At 28.4% G+C, this 15,253-nt stretch carries 13 protein-coding genes; 6 read left to right on the plus strand and 7 right to left on the minus strand.

What is annotated here, in order from left to right; genetic code table 11:
• Position 1: 1 nt before the first annotated feature.
• Genes OB7_RS05615 through OB7_RS05640 form a run of 6 tightly spaced genes read right to left on the minus strand, consistent with a single transcriptional unit; the run spans position 2 to position 7,556 of the window.
• Positions 2-2,266, minus strand: a complete 2,265-nt coding sequence (locus OB7_RS05615; RefSeq protein ID WP_114702732.1) for a DUF2194 domain-containing protein — start codon at positions 2,264-2,266, stop codon at positions 2-4.
• The gene (pelG, locus tag OB7_RS05620; protein ID WP_114702733.1) at positions 2,263-3,660 is read right to left on the minus strand and encodes an exopolysaccharide Pel transporter PelG; all 1,398 of its coding nucleotides are present in this window, start codon (positions 3,658-3,660) and stop codon (positions 2,263-2,265) included. Before pelG ends, OB7_RS05615 begins: the two co-directional genes overlap by 4 nt.
• Entirely contained in the window at positions 3,661-5,076 is a 1,416-nt protein-coding gene (pelF, locus tag OB7_RS05625) for a GT4 family glycosyltransferase PelF (protein ID WP_249031026.1), read from the minus strand.
• Complete coding sequence (locus tag OB7_RS05630) at positions 5,069-5,464, minus strand: hypothetical protein (RefSeq protein ID WP_004101534.1); 396 nt, start codon at positions 5,462-5,464, stop codon at positions 5,069-5,071. Before OB7_RS05630 ends, pelF begins: the two co-directional genes overlap by 8 nt.
• Positions 5,465-5,466: 2 nt before the next feature.
• Positions 5,467-6,357, minus strand: coding sequence for a hypothetical protein (locus tag OB7_RS05635; RefSeq protein WP_004101536.1), 891 nt, complete (start codon positions 6,355-6,357; stop codon positions 5,467-5,469).
• A complete protein-coding gene (locus OB7_RS05640) occupies positions 6,354-7,556 on the minus strand; it encodes a hypothetical protein (RefSeq protein WP_114702735.1) in 1,203 nt (400 codons plus the stop codon). The genes OB7_RS05635 and OB7_RS05640 overlap by 4 nt, the downstream gene beginning before the upstream one ends.
• A 458-nt stretch (positions 7,557-8,014) precedes the next feature.
• On the opposite strand from OB7_RS05640, the gene OB7_RS05645 reads away from it, so the two are divergent.
• From OB7_RS05645 to OB7_RS05670, 6 genes are all read left to right on the plus strand, one after another.
• Positions 8,015-9,322 carry an HD-GYP domain-containing protein gene (locus OB7_RS05645; RefSeq protein WP_114702736.1) on the plus strand — a complete coding sequence of 436 codons (1,308 nt, stop codon included), beginning with the start codon at positions 8,015-8,017 and terminating at the stop codon, positions 9,320-9,322.
• Positions 9,319-9,798, plus strand: a complete 480-nt coding sequence (locus tag OB7_RS05650) for a DUF5317 family protein (protein WP_114702737.1) — start codon at positions 9,319-9,321, stop codon at positions 9,796-9,798. The genes OB7_RS05645 and OB7_RS05650 overlap by 4 nt, the downstream gene beginning before the upstream one ends.
• A gap of 95 nt (positions 9,799-9,893) precedes the next feature.
• On the plus strand, positions 9,894-10,544 hold the full coding sequence (gene tsaB / locus OB7_RS05655) for a tRNA (adenosine(37)-N6)-threonylcarbamoyltransferase complex dimerization subunit type 1 TsaB (RefSeq protein WP_114702738.1): 651 nt from the start codon (positions 9,894-9,896) through the stop codon (positions 10,542-10,544).
• Positions 10,537-12,999, plus strand: a complete 2,463-nt coding sequence (gene mutS, locus OB7_RS05660; RefSeq protein WP_114702763.1) for a DNA mismatch repair protein MutS — start codon at positions 10,537-10,539, stop codon at positions 12,997-12,999. The genes tsaB and mutS overlap by 8 nt, the downstream gene beginning before the upstream one ends.
• Positions 12,986-13,864, plus strand: coding sequence for a hypothetical protein (locus OB7_RS05665; RefSeq protein ID WP_114702739.1), 879 nt, complete (start codon positions 12,986-12,988; stop codon positions 13,862-13,864). The genes mutS and OB7_RS05665 overlap by 14 nt, the downstream gene beginning before the upstream one ends.
• A complete protein-coding gene (locus tag OB7_RS05670; RefSeq protein ID WP_249031027.1) occupies positions 13,861-14,670 on the plus strand; it encodes an HD-GYP domain-containing protein in 810 nt (269 codons plus the stop codon). The genes OB7_RS05665 and OB7_RS05670 overlap by 4 nt, the downstream gene beginning before the upstream one ends.
• Here OB7_RS05670 and amrA read toward each other — a convergent pair.
• Positions 14,667-15,188 (minus strand): AmmeMemoRadiSam system protein A, encoded by a 522-nt coding sequence (gene amrA, locus OB7_RS05675; RefSeq protein WP_114702740.1) that lies wholly within the window; start codon positions 15,186-15,188, stop codon positions 14,667-14,669. The two genes, OB7_RS05670 and amrA, sit on opposite strands and share 4 nt — an antisense overlap.
• Positions 15,189-15,253: the final 65 nt, after the last annotated feature.

A 15,253-nucleotide genomic window follows, 5' to 3' on the forward strand; every position in this document is an offset into this window, starting at 1 on the left:
TTCACCTCAAAAAGAAAATTTTCATTCTTGTTCCTTGCATTTGAATTATGTATATATCATTTTCTAGATAAAATGAAATAATTTTACCTCCAATTATTTTTTCTACTGGGATTTTAGTTTTTAAAAGAAAATATTTTGGCATTAATGAATAGTTTGGAATAGTTATTTCTAGATAATTTTCACTTATCTTGTATTCGTATTTTTGAGTTAAATAGTCAAGAAAGTAAGGATATGCTTCAGAAGCTGTATAATTTTTTAGCCAAGGCATTTTAGATTTTATTTTATAGTAAAATCTATCAAGTATCGTTATTAATTCTTCCCAATTTTTTTGCATTGGATTTCTATCTTTTGCAAAAAAATCATCAGGATGTATGAAGTGTTGAAAGCTTCCAAAATTTGCAAGTGTATTTATACTGGAAATAAGGATTCTTTTTAATGGATAATAACCGTACGTAGATCTTGGAATGATTACAACGTTGTTATTGTAAATCATATATTCTGAAAATTCATCTGTAGAACTATACGTTGTTCCTATAGTGGTTACTTCTGGTAAGGCTTTTATAAGGTTTTGAACACCATATTCATCTATTATGTTATTTGGTGCCACATAGCTATTTAAAAATATTTTATGACCCAATATTGATTCTAAGAATTTTTTAGCTGCCCTAAGGCTTTCAATTATATTTTGAGGGTTGGGCCAATTTTCCTTTGTTAAAGATAAATGATTATATCCATGAAGTCCTAGTTCAAAATCTGAATTATCTATTTCTATAAGAGCATCTTTTGGAAAATGAGTTATTAGATATTCAGAAAATTCAAAAGGAGGATTACTAACTCCATTATAACTTAACGGTGTTACTATTGTATATTTAATGTTGTAACTTTTTGCAAAAGCTTTTATGTCTTTCCACCACGTCTTATAGTAAAAATCTGTATCTATTACATCTCTTTTTGTTACATTATATGAGGGGATTGGAAAATCATCAAGGTAAAATATAAAAGAATTAAGAAATCCAGAAATATTAAAATCCTGCATTTCAAGAATGGACTGAAGAATTAATCCTCTTGTTTCTTTCTTTATTAATGGTGGATATATATAACCTATGTAACCACTTCCTTCTTTTTTGTACCAGATGGCTGGGATAGGCTTGCTTCCAACAAGATTTGCAAGTACTATGTTTGAGGCGTCAAGTTCAATATTAAAGTCGATATCAAAATTTATATCAAATTCGCATCCTTCATCTGTATTTGACAAGAAGAATAATTCTTTATTGAACAATATTTTTTCGATGTTGTTTTTTTCAAGCACTATATTTTTATTCCATGGAGTGTTGTATGGATCTGTTATGAATAACAATGTTCCACCATTATTTATAAATCTTTTAATAGTATTAGTATGTATAAATTTTGAATCAGTTATCCATATTATATATCTAAAAGGTGTAAGATCTATGTATGAATATTCAAAAAATCTTTCAACGTAATCTGTTTCAAAATTTATTTTGGCATATTCAAGTAATTTTTTTAGTTGAAATTGTTTTTCAAGGTAAAATTCTTTGTCATATTTGTCGCAAACAACTAAAATTTTATTTTCCCTTCCAACTTTTTTGTTTGTAAGATAGTGTAATATTTTTTGAATATCTAGTATAATATTTCCTTCTTTGTCAATAAAACTGTTGAATATTGCACCACCGCCGTTATTTGAAAGAAATATCATCGGATATTTTTTATCATTTACTTTAAATGAAAGGATTATTTTCGTTTCTTTGCTAAATACTTCGTATTCCTCAACTGGCCTACTTATATCAGTGCTTGGGGATGTCTTAAAAAAGTTTTTATCGTATTCTATATTATAATTGCTCAATTGTTTGTATCCATATTTGTAATGTACGCCGATTTTGTTGAAAACATTATTTAATTCCCTTGCATCTGCATTTGCCCCAATGTTGTTAAAAAAGAAAAAATTTCCACCATTTTCTATAAATATTGAAAGTTGCCTAAGATATAATACAGAGTTTTCAAGAGCATTTGAATAATACCAAGTGATTATTGTTGAAAAGTCACTAGAATTTATACTGTAAAAGTTCATTCTTTCAACATCAAGCAATTCATAGTTTATTTTATTTTTCTCAAGATATGGAATTACATAGTTCTTTAACATGTATTCGCCATATTGTTCTGAGCCTTTGTAGAGAAGAAGAAACTTTTTTTGTGAAAATATAATAACACTAATTATCATTAAAAATATTACTAATACTTTTTTCATTTTAATTCCTCCCTAATTTGTTCTATTTCATTTAACCTTAGATAGTATCCTTCTTTGAGATCAACCTTTTGCCTTGAATATTCTATTTGTATAATTTTGTTTACTCTTATTTTGAGCAAATAATATGAAATAAAAGTTCCAATTGCAAACGAAAATGCATAACCTGAGCCAAGGGCTGCATACCCAATTTTGTTTACAAATATGGTACTTAGTATTGAATTTAATCCTAAGACACTTAGATTTATTGCAAGGGCAAGATTTCTAAAATCAAAATAAAGTATTAACAAGAGCATCATTAAATAAAATCCATTAAGCATGGCACCTATTAATCCAAGACGAAGTATAGGTTTTGAAAGTTGATTAGAAAATGGTAGCAATTCAAGCTCGTTAAGGATGAAGAATACTGTTGTTATAAGCGTTTGAATTTTTATTGTAAGGCTTATATTTTGCTTTAGTTCTTTTTCCATAGAGTTTTTTAATAGAATTATTTCAGATAAAACATAACCTTCGATCAAAGAGTTATAAAAACTTTTGTATTTTTTGTAGAATCTAGTTTCTAAAACAAGAATAAACATTGTTATTGTTGGAATTATAGTAAGATAAGAAAAAAACATTGGACTATCATATACATATGAAAATTTAAATCCACTAATTGGTTCTTCACCAAATTTTGGATGATTCCAAACTATTATGTCGTCTATCCATATTGAAAGATAGTAAGCAAAACCAATTAATAGGTTTTGCCAGTAGTTTTTTACTTCTTTAAACCATTCAAAGGAAATTCTTTTTGAACTTGAACCAAAATAATAAATAACTACGAATACATTTATTATTATTCCTATATTTACTGCAATTGCATAACCTATAATTCCAAAATATTTTGATAGGATAATCGAAGAAATTCCCATAGTTAAATATGAAAATATATACCAATTTATTGAATCAGTGGCAAGTAATGACACCGATATCAACCATAACGTCGTAAGTGAGGCGGTTAAATAGGAAAAGGAAAGAATGAATTTGATGTCGTGTTTAAAGATTAGAAAAAATATTATAAGATAAGTAATTACAATTAAGTTATTTACTAGGATTATTGAAAGTGTTTCAGGAAGTATTTTTTCATATTTTTTCGAATAAATAAGATCTGAGGTTCTTCGTGAGAGAAACATGGAAAAAATACCAGAAAAGATAATTGAAAGTATGAATGCATATATAACAGCCATATTAAAGTATATATCTGCCGACTTTAGAGAATATATAACAACCCATAAAGAAATAGTTGTTATTATCCAAGGCCCCGACGATGTTAAAATTGAATATATCACTGCAAGAACGTCTGTTGATATTTGATTTTTGTAGAATAATTTATTAAGTTTGAAGCCCACACCTGCCATTTACTTCACCACCGAGAGATATAGTTTTTTGTAGTTTTCTATCATTTGATCCAATCTATACCTCATATGTACGCGTTTCTTTCCAGTTTCTGACGCGTTGAGTCTAAATTTATCATTTTCATACATATAAATTATTGCATTTGCAAGTGATATAAAATCTTTTGGTTTTACTACAATTCCGGCAGGTGATATAAAATCTTCTTTGCTTCCATATATAAGTTCCCTGCATGCACCAACATTAGTAGATACTACTGGTATACCTACGGCAAATGCTTCTAATATTACAAGGGGTTGACCTTCGCTTACACTGGATAGAATCATTAAATTTAATTCTGGGTAATATTCTTTTACATCGACCATGCCGGTAAATTCAACTGTGTCTTGCAAATTTAAAATATCAACTAACTCTTTGCACTCTCTAAAGTATTCAGGCTCTTCATCTGTTGGTCCAATGATAAAGAGTTTAAAATCTTTTATTCTTTGCTTTACGATTTTTGCAGCCTTAATTGCTGTTTTAATATCCTTTATTTCCACAACGCGTCCAACTAGACCAACATTGAATGGAGTTTTGCTTTTCCTATATGTAAGATTTGAAAATTTATTAGTATCTATACCGTTGGGAATAATTAAAAATTTTTCTTCTTTAGAACAAAATTCTTTTTCATATTTTTGATTTTCACTAAATAGAGTTGTTATTTTGTCAGAGCCTTTGTATACTACAGAACTTATTGTATTAAATAGCTTAATCCAACCTGTTTTGAATTCTTCTTTTATCCAATCAGCTCTTAGGATTTCAAGCTGCCTTTCTCTATGGTATATCCCATGCTCAGTAAGTATTACAGGAACATTGTATTTTAAACCATTTAGAATGGCTGAAATTCCGGCATAACCGGTTGTAATAGTATGGTATATATCACACTTTGGAAGATCAACTGTCATAGAATTTAGAATTGGAATAAGCATTGAATATAATGTCCAATAATAGTTTGTAAAGTTTTCATATGGAAGATACTTTTCGTAAAAACTTACAATCGTGTCCCAATAAAATTGAGATTTAAATATACTTGTAAAATCAAGAGAGGGATTTTTTTTAAATAATTCATATAGATCTTTGCCCATAAGGTTTTCATCAAATGGATAAGAAATTATATTTTCCAAAGCATTTGTAATTTCTTTTCCTATTTTTCTTTTTTTGGGGAATTTATAGTTTGCAAAAAGATAATATTCAAAATAATCTGTGACGTTTTCTGGGAAATTATACTTTGGGGCTTTCTTTTTTGGAACATCACCAACGTGGATAACACAAAATTCCACATCTTTCATATTTGAAATTAAAGAATTTCCCCAACTTGAAACCCCACCAACAATATAAGGGTAAGTTCCTTCAAAAATTATTCCAACTTTCAATTTATTCACCCTCTATTAATTTTTGGAATTCTTCTTTTGAAATGTTTTTATGTTTAAGAATATAGAGCCCTAACCTTTGTGTTGGTGTAAGATTAAGTTTTTCTAATTCATTTGTAAGGATTAAAAATTTAAGATTTTCAGCAAAATCATGCTTTTTTCTTTCTTTTAATATCGAAGATATTTTTATTAATTCTTCAACATCTTTGATATCATCTATTGTAAGATTGTTTTTTTTGTAAAGTTTGTCGTAAAGTTCGGTCATTTTAATGTAAAGACTTCTCTTATCAAATGGAAGCTTTTTTAGTTCTTCAGCTGATGTTGTCTCAACTTGGTTTATATTAACAACAATAACTAAAAATATTAGTATTAATACCAGACCAAAGAGTATTTTATCCAATTTTATCCCTCCAATAGAATTTTGAGACTTTCGTTTTTGAATGTGTATTTATAGCTATTAAATTCTGTTAACAATTCTTTTACCTTGGAATGTTTTCTGTATTTTAGAAAATAGAGTATAGCTATTTCAAAAAGTTCTCTAGATTTAATTTTTGAAAGTTTTAGTTCCAGTAATTTTTCAATTTTTTCATGTTCTTCTAGTTCTTCTAGAATTTTAATAAGTAATGTAAGGGCATCTATATTGTATGGATATTTTTTAATAAAATCTTCTAGAAATTTTTTTGTGTTGTTTAACAATTCAATTTTTTGTTCTTTTTCTAAAAATGGAGAGTTTGCGTAATAGTAAGAGTATCTTGCATAATCAACAGAATTTTTATCTTTTGATTCATATAGTTTTCTCAGTAAAATTTTTTCAAGATAATTTGAAGCTTCAGTTGCATAAAGAATTACATCTTGATCGTTTTCTTTGGATATTGTTGTATAAATCATTTTTAGACCTTCGTTAAAATCAATTTCCTCTTTTGATGTAAGCTCTAAAATTAATCTTATGGCTTCCTTTTTTTGCACCTTATCACCATACTTTAGAATTACATGAAAAGGAGCAAGATCAATTGTTTTGTATGAAGGATTGATAGTTTCTATTGGCTTGTATTCAAAATCCAATGGTACGTAATGAGGCGTTTGCCCTTTTAAAATAAAAAATTGTATAAGTGGAAAATAAGGGAACATGAAAATTGAAAGGATTACTTGAAATAAATCAAGCTTATATATCATTGTAAAAAGAGCATTACCTACCATATATAATAGAAAAAGAATTAGGAAGTATTCTTTAAATATTAGAGAAAATAATCCAATTAAAAATAGTATAAATTCAAGGGCAAAGAATTTCCTCATTCTTTTGTGTATGCCTCCTCTATTTCTATTTGCTTGAAATCTTTCAATTTATCTAGAACTCTTTTTAAACCTTTAGAGTTGCACGATGTTAGAACTATTTTTAATTCTGAATTTTTTTCGTCAAAAAATACAAAATCTGTTTCGCGAATGAATCTTTTGATATTTTCTATATTAGAATTTTCTTTTATTTTTGCTTTTATAAATGAGTAAGGAATTTTGAATCTTTCAAACCTTTCTTCGATCTTTTCAAAAATAAAATTAAATTTTTCAAGCTCGTTTTTAATTATTTGTTCTTCAAGCTCTGAGGAAACATACAACATGTTTGATAGCCAGTCAGAGAGTATTTTAAGGTATGTTTCTGTGTTTTTGTTTATTTTTTCAGGGTCTATATTTTCTATAACTATAACCCCTAAGATCTTTCCCATGTGCTCAATTTTTGAAGCCATGGCTGGTTCAAATGAAAAATCAATATCAACATTAGAAAGGTATAATATGCTAGCAGAGGCAAATCCTAAATCTTTTGCAGTTGAAAGTACTTTGGATTTCTCAAGAGGAAAAGAATTCGGAAGAATTTGTGGACCTTTTCTCACCTTTAGTCTTAGAAAGTCGTTATTGCTTAATGTATATATGGACACCGTTTTTGCTTCAATAAAATCATAAATTAATTCAACAGCTTCGTTAAAAATATCTTCTGGATTATTGTATTCAATGTCCTTAAGTTTATCGACAAATATAGAAACACCTTTATTTTCCAGTAGTAATTTATTTTGCAGGTCATTTGTTAGATTTTCATATTTTCTTATTGTATCTTCTAATGTTTCAATTTTTTTAGAAAGTATTTTTATTTTTTCTTCTTGTTCATTTATAGTTTGTACATAGCTATCTCTAAAAAACGCAATAAGAAAACCAAGAGAAAGAATGAAAAGTGGTATTTTTAACACTGGCCAAGAAAATAAAATCAAGTAAACGTTTAGGCCATATTGAATATGTAGAGATAAAAAGTAAAAAAAAGTACTCAGTGCTGCAGAAGCAAAGAATATATTTGTTCCATATCTAATGGCAACATATAAATTTAATATTAGATAGGGATTAGGATTTACAGTAATATAACCGTAGTTTTTAAATAATAGATCAAGGATAAATATTATCAGATTTATTATTGAAAGTTCAAGAAAACTGTATAAAGTTTTTCTCTCCATTTTTTCACCATCCTAACATATATTATATCAAATAATCTTGTATTAATAATTTATAAAGAAAATTAAGAAAAACATTCTTTTATTACAATTTTTATTAGGAAAAAGTAGTTAAAATGTTTTAAAATAATATTAGAAGATGGTTGAAAAATAATTTTGGAAGATTCCATAGCTGTGTTGACATTAATGTAAATTAGTTTTATAATAAATAACGAAAATGAATATTGTGATAATAATAAGTTTCAATTCTAAAAATTTGGAAGGGGGGGAAGGAGTTATGAAAAAAATTTGGAAAAAGGTGGTAGTTTTTGCATTGGTAGCACTTCCATTCGTAATTTCAACAGTAGGTAACTTGACCTTGTGGCCAGGAAAAGGTGGAAAGTGATTTCGTTTTTTTATTTGAATAGCTGCTGTGGTATAATTGTACTAGAGAGTCTAAAAAATAAGTAGTAGGTGATGGGGTGAAGAAAAAAGGTGTAGCTTTAGATTTAAAAGAAGGTTTGGTTTATATATATACTTTAGCTCTTGGGGCCATATATGTGGCCCTCTTGTTCTATGCTATTAAAAAATATGGTTTTGATTATTCAAATATAGATTTTTATCTTTTTTTTCTTTTTTCTTTATTCTTTGAATTTATTCCTGTAAGGTTTCAAACCTTTTTTGAAAATAAATTTGATGAGAAATATAAGGAACATGACTTATATTTAAGTGCTGGGCTTATTGTTAGTGTTTTGTCGGCGATACATTTAAATATTTCTAATGCTTTGATAATTCCTTTTTTAGTTTTCTTGGTTTTAAGATTTAATGTTTTATTTTCAAAAAATTATTATTACTTTATTTTTAATGTCTCGTCGATCGGAATTTTGGTTTTTTTATCTTATAAGGTATATAATGTATTTCCAAATGTTGTAAAGAATAATTTAATATTTTCGTCTTTTGTAGTTGCTTTGATTTCCATTTTTTATTTTGTCTTAAATCTTTCTTTTGTCTTATCATTTTTGACACTTGTATATAGACGATTTTCAAAAGATGTCATTTTTAAGCTGATAGGGGAAGGAAGACTTACTAATCTTTTTTCAACATCAATTAATACTTTCATAGTTTATATTTTATATAAATTTATCGGTATTTCTGCAATTCCTGTTTCATTTTTTACAGTTATAGGAATACAGCTTGGAAACTATTATGCGACAAAATATAGGCAAGCAAAGCTTGATTTACTTACTGCGCTTGCAAAGAGTTTGGAAGAAAAGGACAGCTATACATTCGGACATGGGGAAAATGTAGCAAAGATTTCAGTAGCAATAGCTAAGGAGCTAGGAATGCAGGATAATGAGCTAAATTTGATAGAAATTGCAGGACTTCTTCACGATGTTGGAAAGATTGGAATACCTGACTTTATAGTTACAAAAACCGGAAAATTAACACGTGATGAGTATGAAATAATGAAAGAGCATCCGAAAAAAGGATATGAAATTTTAAGTCAAATAACTGAATTTAAAGATACAATTGCAAAGTGGGTTTTACACCATCATGAAAGATGGGATGGAAAGGGTTACCCTGAGGGAATAAGCGGTGAAGAAATCCCATTAGAGTCTAGAATTTTAATGATAGCAGATGTTTATCATGCTTTAACAAGTGATAGACCATATAGGGAGGCTTGGTCGAAAGAACAAGCGATTGGGTTTATAAAAGATAATGCAGGGATCATGTTTGATCCTAAAATTGTAAATATATTTTTAAAATTAATAGAAGGTGGTAGTATATGATAGTATACATATTCTTGATAGCTTTTTTGATTTCTATATTTACGAAAAGGATTAAACATGTAATAGAAAGAAATTATAGATATTTTTATTTATTTCCTATACCTTTTATTCTACAAATGATCCCAAGCTATAGAGAAATTTTAATGCCACTTTCTTTTGCATTTTTACTTGTTTTGTTGATACTAAACAAGCATATCCCTGGTTTTTCATTAATTTCAATTGGAACAATTTTAAATTCCTTTGTTATGATGATTAATAATTGGAGAATGCCTGTTTTAAGTTATTGGGTTGAAAAATTTGATCTTCCTGTAGGTATGAGGCATTTAGTTGTAGATAACTTTTCTTGGAAATTATTTTTGGGAGATTGGATTCCAGTTATACTTCCTTGGAGAGAATATTATGTAATTAGTATAGGAGATATATTTGTGTATGTTGGTGTTTTTTATTTTTTACTCAAGATAAATTCAAATAAATAATGTAAATATTCATTTTAAAAAGGTAAAAGAGGGTAATAAAACCCTCTTTTATTTTTTTAAATATGATAAAATTAAATAGAAATGGAGGGATAAATATGAAAATACTTGCATTGGATACTTCAACATCAAAAATTGTAGTCTATTATAGGGATTCTGAAAAGATTATCACTCAGACATACATGGGAAAGGATAAACACGGAAGAAATTTAGGTGTAGTAATGAATAATTTAAAAAATTTTAATATAAACTTTGAAGATATCGATGTTGTAGGTATTGGAATAGGTCCAGGAAGTTTAACTGGTCTTAGAGTTGGAATATCTTTTGCTCTTGGGCTTTCTATAGATAAGAAGATAGTTGTTGTTCCTTCGACAAAACTTATTGCAGCTAATTTAATGAATAGTGGAAAAAATATAGTTGTCACTAGAAAAGCACGCCAAGGCTATATTTATGGTGCAATATATGATGAATATTTAAATACTATTGTTGAACCTTTTGTTGAATCAATAGAGAATTTTTCAAAAGAGTTTGAAAAGATGGAAAATTTTGTGGTTATAGGAGATGGTGCTGAGTACTTTGGTGGAAATCTTCCAGAGATATATAACTATCCTGAACCTTCTAGACTTGGCTACTTAGTTGAAAAAGAAATAGAAGTTGAAAACTTTGTCGAGAAAGTTGAGCCTTTGTATATCCAAAAATCTATTGCAGAAATTAATTTTGAAAAAAAGAAACAACGAAAGGATGGTTAAATTGAAGAATTTAACCCCAATGATGAAGCAATATATGGATATAAAGAAAAATTATGAAGATGCAATTGTACTCTTTAGGCTTGGAGATTTTTACGAGGCTTTTTTTGAAGATGCAGAAATTATTTCAAAGGTATTAAATATAGTTCTAACAAAACGGCAAAATGCTCCAATGGCCGGTATACCACATCATGCCCTCGATAATTATTTGAAAAAATTGGTTGATAGTGGTTACAAAGTTGCTATTTGTGAGCAGATGGAGGATCCTTCTCAAGCTAAAGGTATTGTAAGAAGAGAAGTAACAAGAGTTATTACTCCTGGCACTTTGATTGAAGAAGATTTATTAAGCTCTGAAAACAATTATTTAATGGCGGTTGCATTTAGAGAAAATTTTAATACTGCTTTTGTTGATGTTTCAACCGGTGAATTGTTTGTAAAAGACTTTGAGACAATTAACGATCTAATAGATTTTGTTTCTATAGTAAATATATCTCAGATAATCTGTGAAGAAAATATCTTTGAAGAATTAAAGGATAATTTACCAAATAAATTTATAGAAAAGCTTGATGATTGGTATTTTGAAGGGTTTGAAGACAAGGTGAAGGAAACGTTTAAAATAGTTTCGATTGATCACTTTGAACTTTCAAATGGACAGCTAAGAGTGTTAGGTGCATTGTTAAAATATTTAGAATACACACTAATGAGTAATTTAGCATTGGAAGAACCAAAAAAATTGGAAGAAAGTAAATGGATGATTCTAGATTCAAAGACAGTTGATAATCTATCTCTAATTCCTGGTGAAAAAGGAAAGAATTTATACGATATTTTAAACAAAACAAAAACTGCCATGGGTTCAAGACTTTTAAAGAAGTGGATTTTGCAACCTTTGAAGGTAAAAAAGGATATAATTGAACGTCAAGAAATAGTTGATGCATTTTTTAATGATAGATTATTGTTAAACGAGATAAGAGAATATTTAAATGGAATATTTGATGTGGAAAGAATTTTAACCAGGCTTCAATATGGAAAAGTATCTCCAAAAGATTTAATTTCCTTGAAAAATACGCTTTATATTATTCCAAATATTTTAGAAGCTTTGAAAACAAATGAAAAATTTTCAAAGTATGTACAAGAAATAGAAGAATTTCCAGAAGTTGTAGATTTGCTTGAATGGTCTTTGTATGAAGACCCCTCAAGTACAGTTGGAGATGGGAATGTAATAAAAGATGGATATTCTCCTGAGCTTGATGATTATAGAAATCTTTTATTTCACTCTGAAGACAAATTGAAAGAATTTGAAAGAGAGGAAAGAGAAAGAACAAATATTCAAAAATTGAAGGTTGGTTTTAACCAAGTGTTTGGATATTATATTGAAGTTCCAAAAGGTCAGGTGAAAAATGTACCAGATTATTATATAAGAAAACAGACACTTGTAAATTCGGAAAGATATATTACTCAAAAACTCAAAGAATTTGAAGAAAAGATAATGTCAGCACGAGAAAAGGTTGAAATTCTTGAAAAAGCTTTGTTTGATGAGTTAACTAAAATGATATTAAAATATGTAAATGACATTAAAAAAACTGCAGAAAAAATAGCAGAGTTAGATGTTTTATCAACCTTTGCGTATGTATCCCAGCTCTATGGTTATGTAAAACCAGAGTTTGATGATGAAAAATTTATTGTAAAAGAGGCAAGACATGCTGTTGTTGAAAGGTATGTATCAAACTTTGTTCCCAACGATATATACATGGATAGTTTAAGACGAATGTATATTATAACGGGACCTAATATGAGCGGAAAAAGCACATACATAAGGCAAGTTGGGTTAATAGCAGTTATGGCCCAAATTGGCTGTTTTGTTCCAGCAAAGAATGCAAAACTTCCAATTTTTGACAGAATTTTTACTAGAATGGGTGCAAGAGATGATATTTCAACTGGAAAGAGTACATTTTTAGTTGAAATGAGTGAAGTTGCATTAATTTTGTCAAAAGCGACAAAAGATAGTCTGGTCCTTTTAGATGAAGTAGGTCGAGGAACTAGTACCTTTGATGGGATAAGTATTGCATGGGCAATGAGTGAGTACATATACAACGAGATAAAATGTAAAACAATATTTGCTACTCATTTTACAGAGCTTACAGAACTTTCTGATGTGTATAATGGTATAAAAAATTTAACGATAGAAGTTGAAGAAACAAATGACGGTATAGTTTTTTTACATAAAGTGGTTGATGGAGTTGCAGATAGAAGTTATGGTATTGAAGTTGCTAAAATTGCGGGAGTTCCAGATGGTGTGGTTGAAAGAGCCAAGGAAATTTTAGAGGTTATAACTAAAAAGAGTGAACTTGAGAAAAAGGTAAGAGTTTTAAAAGAAGGACAATTAAGGCAAATAAAGAGTAGAAAAAAAGTTGCAGAAGGTCAGTTAACAATATTTGAGGTGAAAAATGGCGAGTTTTAAACAGTATTTTATTACGCATTTTTTTAAATCAGTGATTTTAGGCCTTGTTATTTTATTTGGAATAGTTTCATTAATAGTATATATTATTATGAAACAAGCAAATGAAAAAGTTCAAAGTGTTTCATCTAATTTTGTTAAGGTTAGTATAGAATTACTAAACGATACAGTTAGCGAAGTTAGTTATAATTTTGAAAGAAAGATTGACGAAACAATTTTTAATATAAAAAACAATCCGGAAAATTTTGAATTGTATTTAATATATTTGCTTGCAAGAGCTCCTTACTATTTTAAAGATATTTCTTTAAAAGAGTTAAGTATAAATTATATAACGGGATTTTTAAGGACAAAGCTAAATGAAGATAATATAACTTATTATTCTGTAAAAGATATAAATGATGGATATTTTGAAAATAGATTATATATCAGAATTGAAGATAAAGTGTATTTAATTTTTATGAAATTTCCTACATCTACATTAAACAGCTTTTTTAACAATTTGAGAAATTTAAACGCTAATTTCTCGATTGTCAAATTAGTGGAACTTTATTCGAAAGATGGTAAAGCACTTGATGGTAAAGTTAATGATTTTGTAAAAGAGAGGTTCCAAGAAATAATTGGAGAAGAAGGTTATAAAAGAAAAATAGATAGGAAAAATTATGAATTTTATTATCCAATTATTTTAGAAAGTGCTCATAGCATTTTTGGACCGATGGTATTAAAAATTTCTTTTGATTTTTCAGTTGTTTATAGAATACTTTATATCTTTATCCTTTTAGCTGTAATTTTTGTTGTTGTGATTTTTTTGTTACATACAGATTTTCTGCAAAGATTTCAAAAGATATATCAGGTGAATTTGATGTATTGATTAACAATATTAATAAATTAAAAAGTAAAAAAGAATTATACAGAGAAATTCCATACGAGTTTAAAATAAAGGAGATAGAAGAAATAGCAAGTCAATATTCTTTGATGGCTGAAGAATTGGTTGCATATATGCAAGAGTTAAATGCAATGAATGAAGAGTTAGAAACTAGTTATAGAGAAATAGAGAGAATGAGTAATGAACTTGAACATTCTTATATTGATTTTAGTATGAGACTTGCAAGAGTTGCAGAAGGATATGATGAGAACACTGGAAATCATATAGAAAGAGTGGGTATTTTAGCAGCATTTATTGCAGAAAAATTGGGGCTTTCAAAAAAGATTGCGTACTATCTACGTTATCATGCACCACTTCATGATATTGGAAAAATATTTATCCCACGTGAAATTTTAATGAAAAAAGGAAATTTAACAAAAGAAGAATGGGGAGAAATGAAAAAGCATACTATATATGGAGCAAGGTTAATAGGTGATAGTATCCAATTTGAAGTTGCTCGCAATATTGCCCTTTATCACCATGAAAATTATGATGGAACAGGATATCCATATGGCTTGGAAAAATCTGAAATTCCAATTGAAGCAATGATTGTTCATATTGTTGATGTATATGACGCATTGCGTTCAGAAAGACCATACAAGAAAAGTTTTACTCATGAAGAAGCTATGAAAATTATATTAGAAGGTGACGGAAGAACACAGCCTTCGCATTTTGCACCGGAGGTTTTAGAAGTTTTTAAAAGATATGAAAGTGAAATAGAAAAACTATGGAATGTAATATACTTAAATTAATGGTATCTTTCAACAGTAAATTTAAATATTTTAAAGTCATCATCAAAAATTCCAGCTTTTAGCTTTGCAATTCTTATTTGTTCTTCTATAGTATCCACTCCTTCTATATCTGGCAAGAGCAAACCTCTTCTAAATCCTTTAGCAACTATGATTCCATATTTTTTAGGATCAAGTTCGCTGATAGAAGATACAGGTTGAATTTCACTTAAAACATCAACGGACACTACTATGTTGTCTAGCTCTCCTTTTGATACTGGTGGAAATCTTGGATCTTGTGTAGCTGCAGCAATTGCATTGTTTCTTATTTCAAAAGCAAGGTTTTCTTGAGTAGGTTCAAATGTTCCTATACATCCTCTTAAATTACCATTTTTGGTGTGTAAAGTAACAAAACAGCCTGCTCTTTTTTCAAAAAGTTCTTTTGGAAGAGAATTTTGATCGGGCTCTATTACTTTTGAGTGTAAGATGTAATTTTCAATAACCTCAATAGCCCATTTAACGTAGGGATGGGTTCCTATCATAAAATCACCTCCATATTAATTTATATTATTACTAGAGCCAGCTTCTTTAGCTTTATTAATATAGT

The organism is Thermosipho africanus Ob7, from assembly GCF_003351105.1.
GTDB classification, from domain to species: domain Bacteria; phylum Thermotogota; class Thermotogae; order Thermotogales; family Fervidobacteriaceae; genus Thermosipho; species Thermosipho africanus.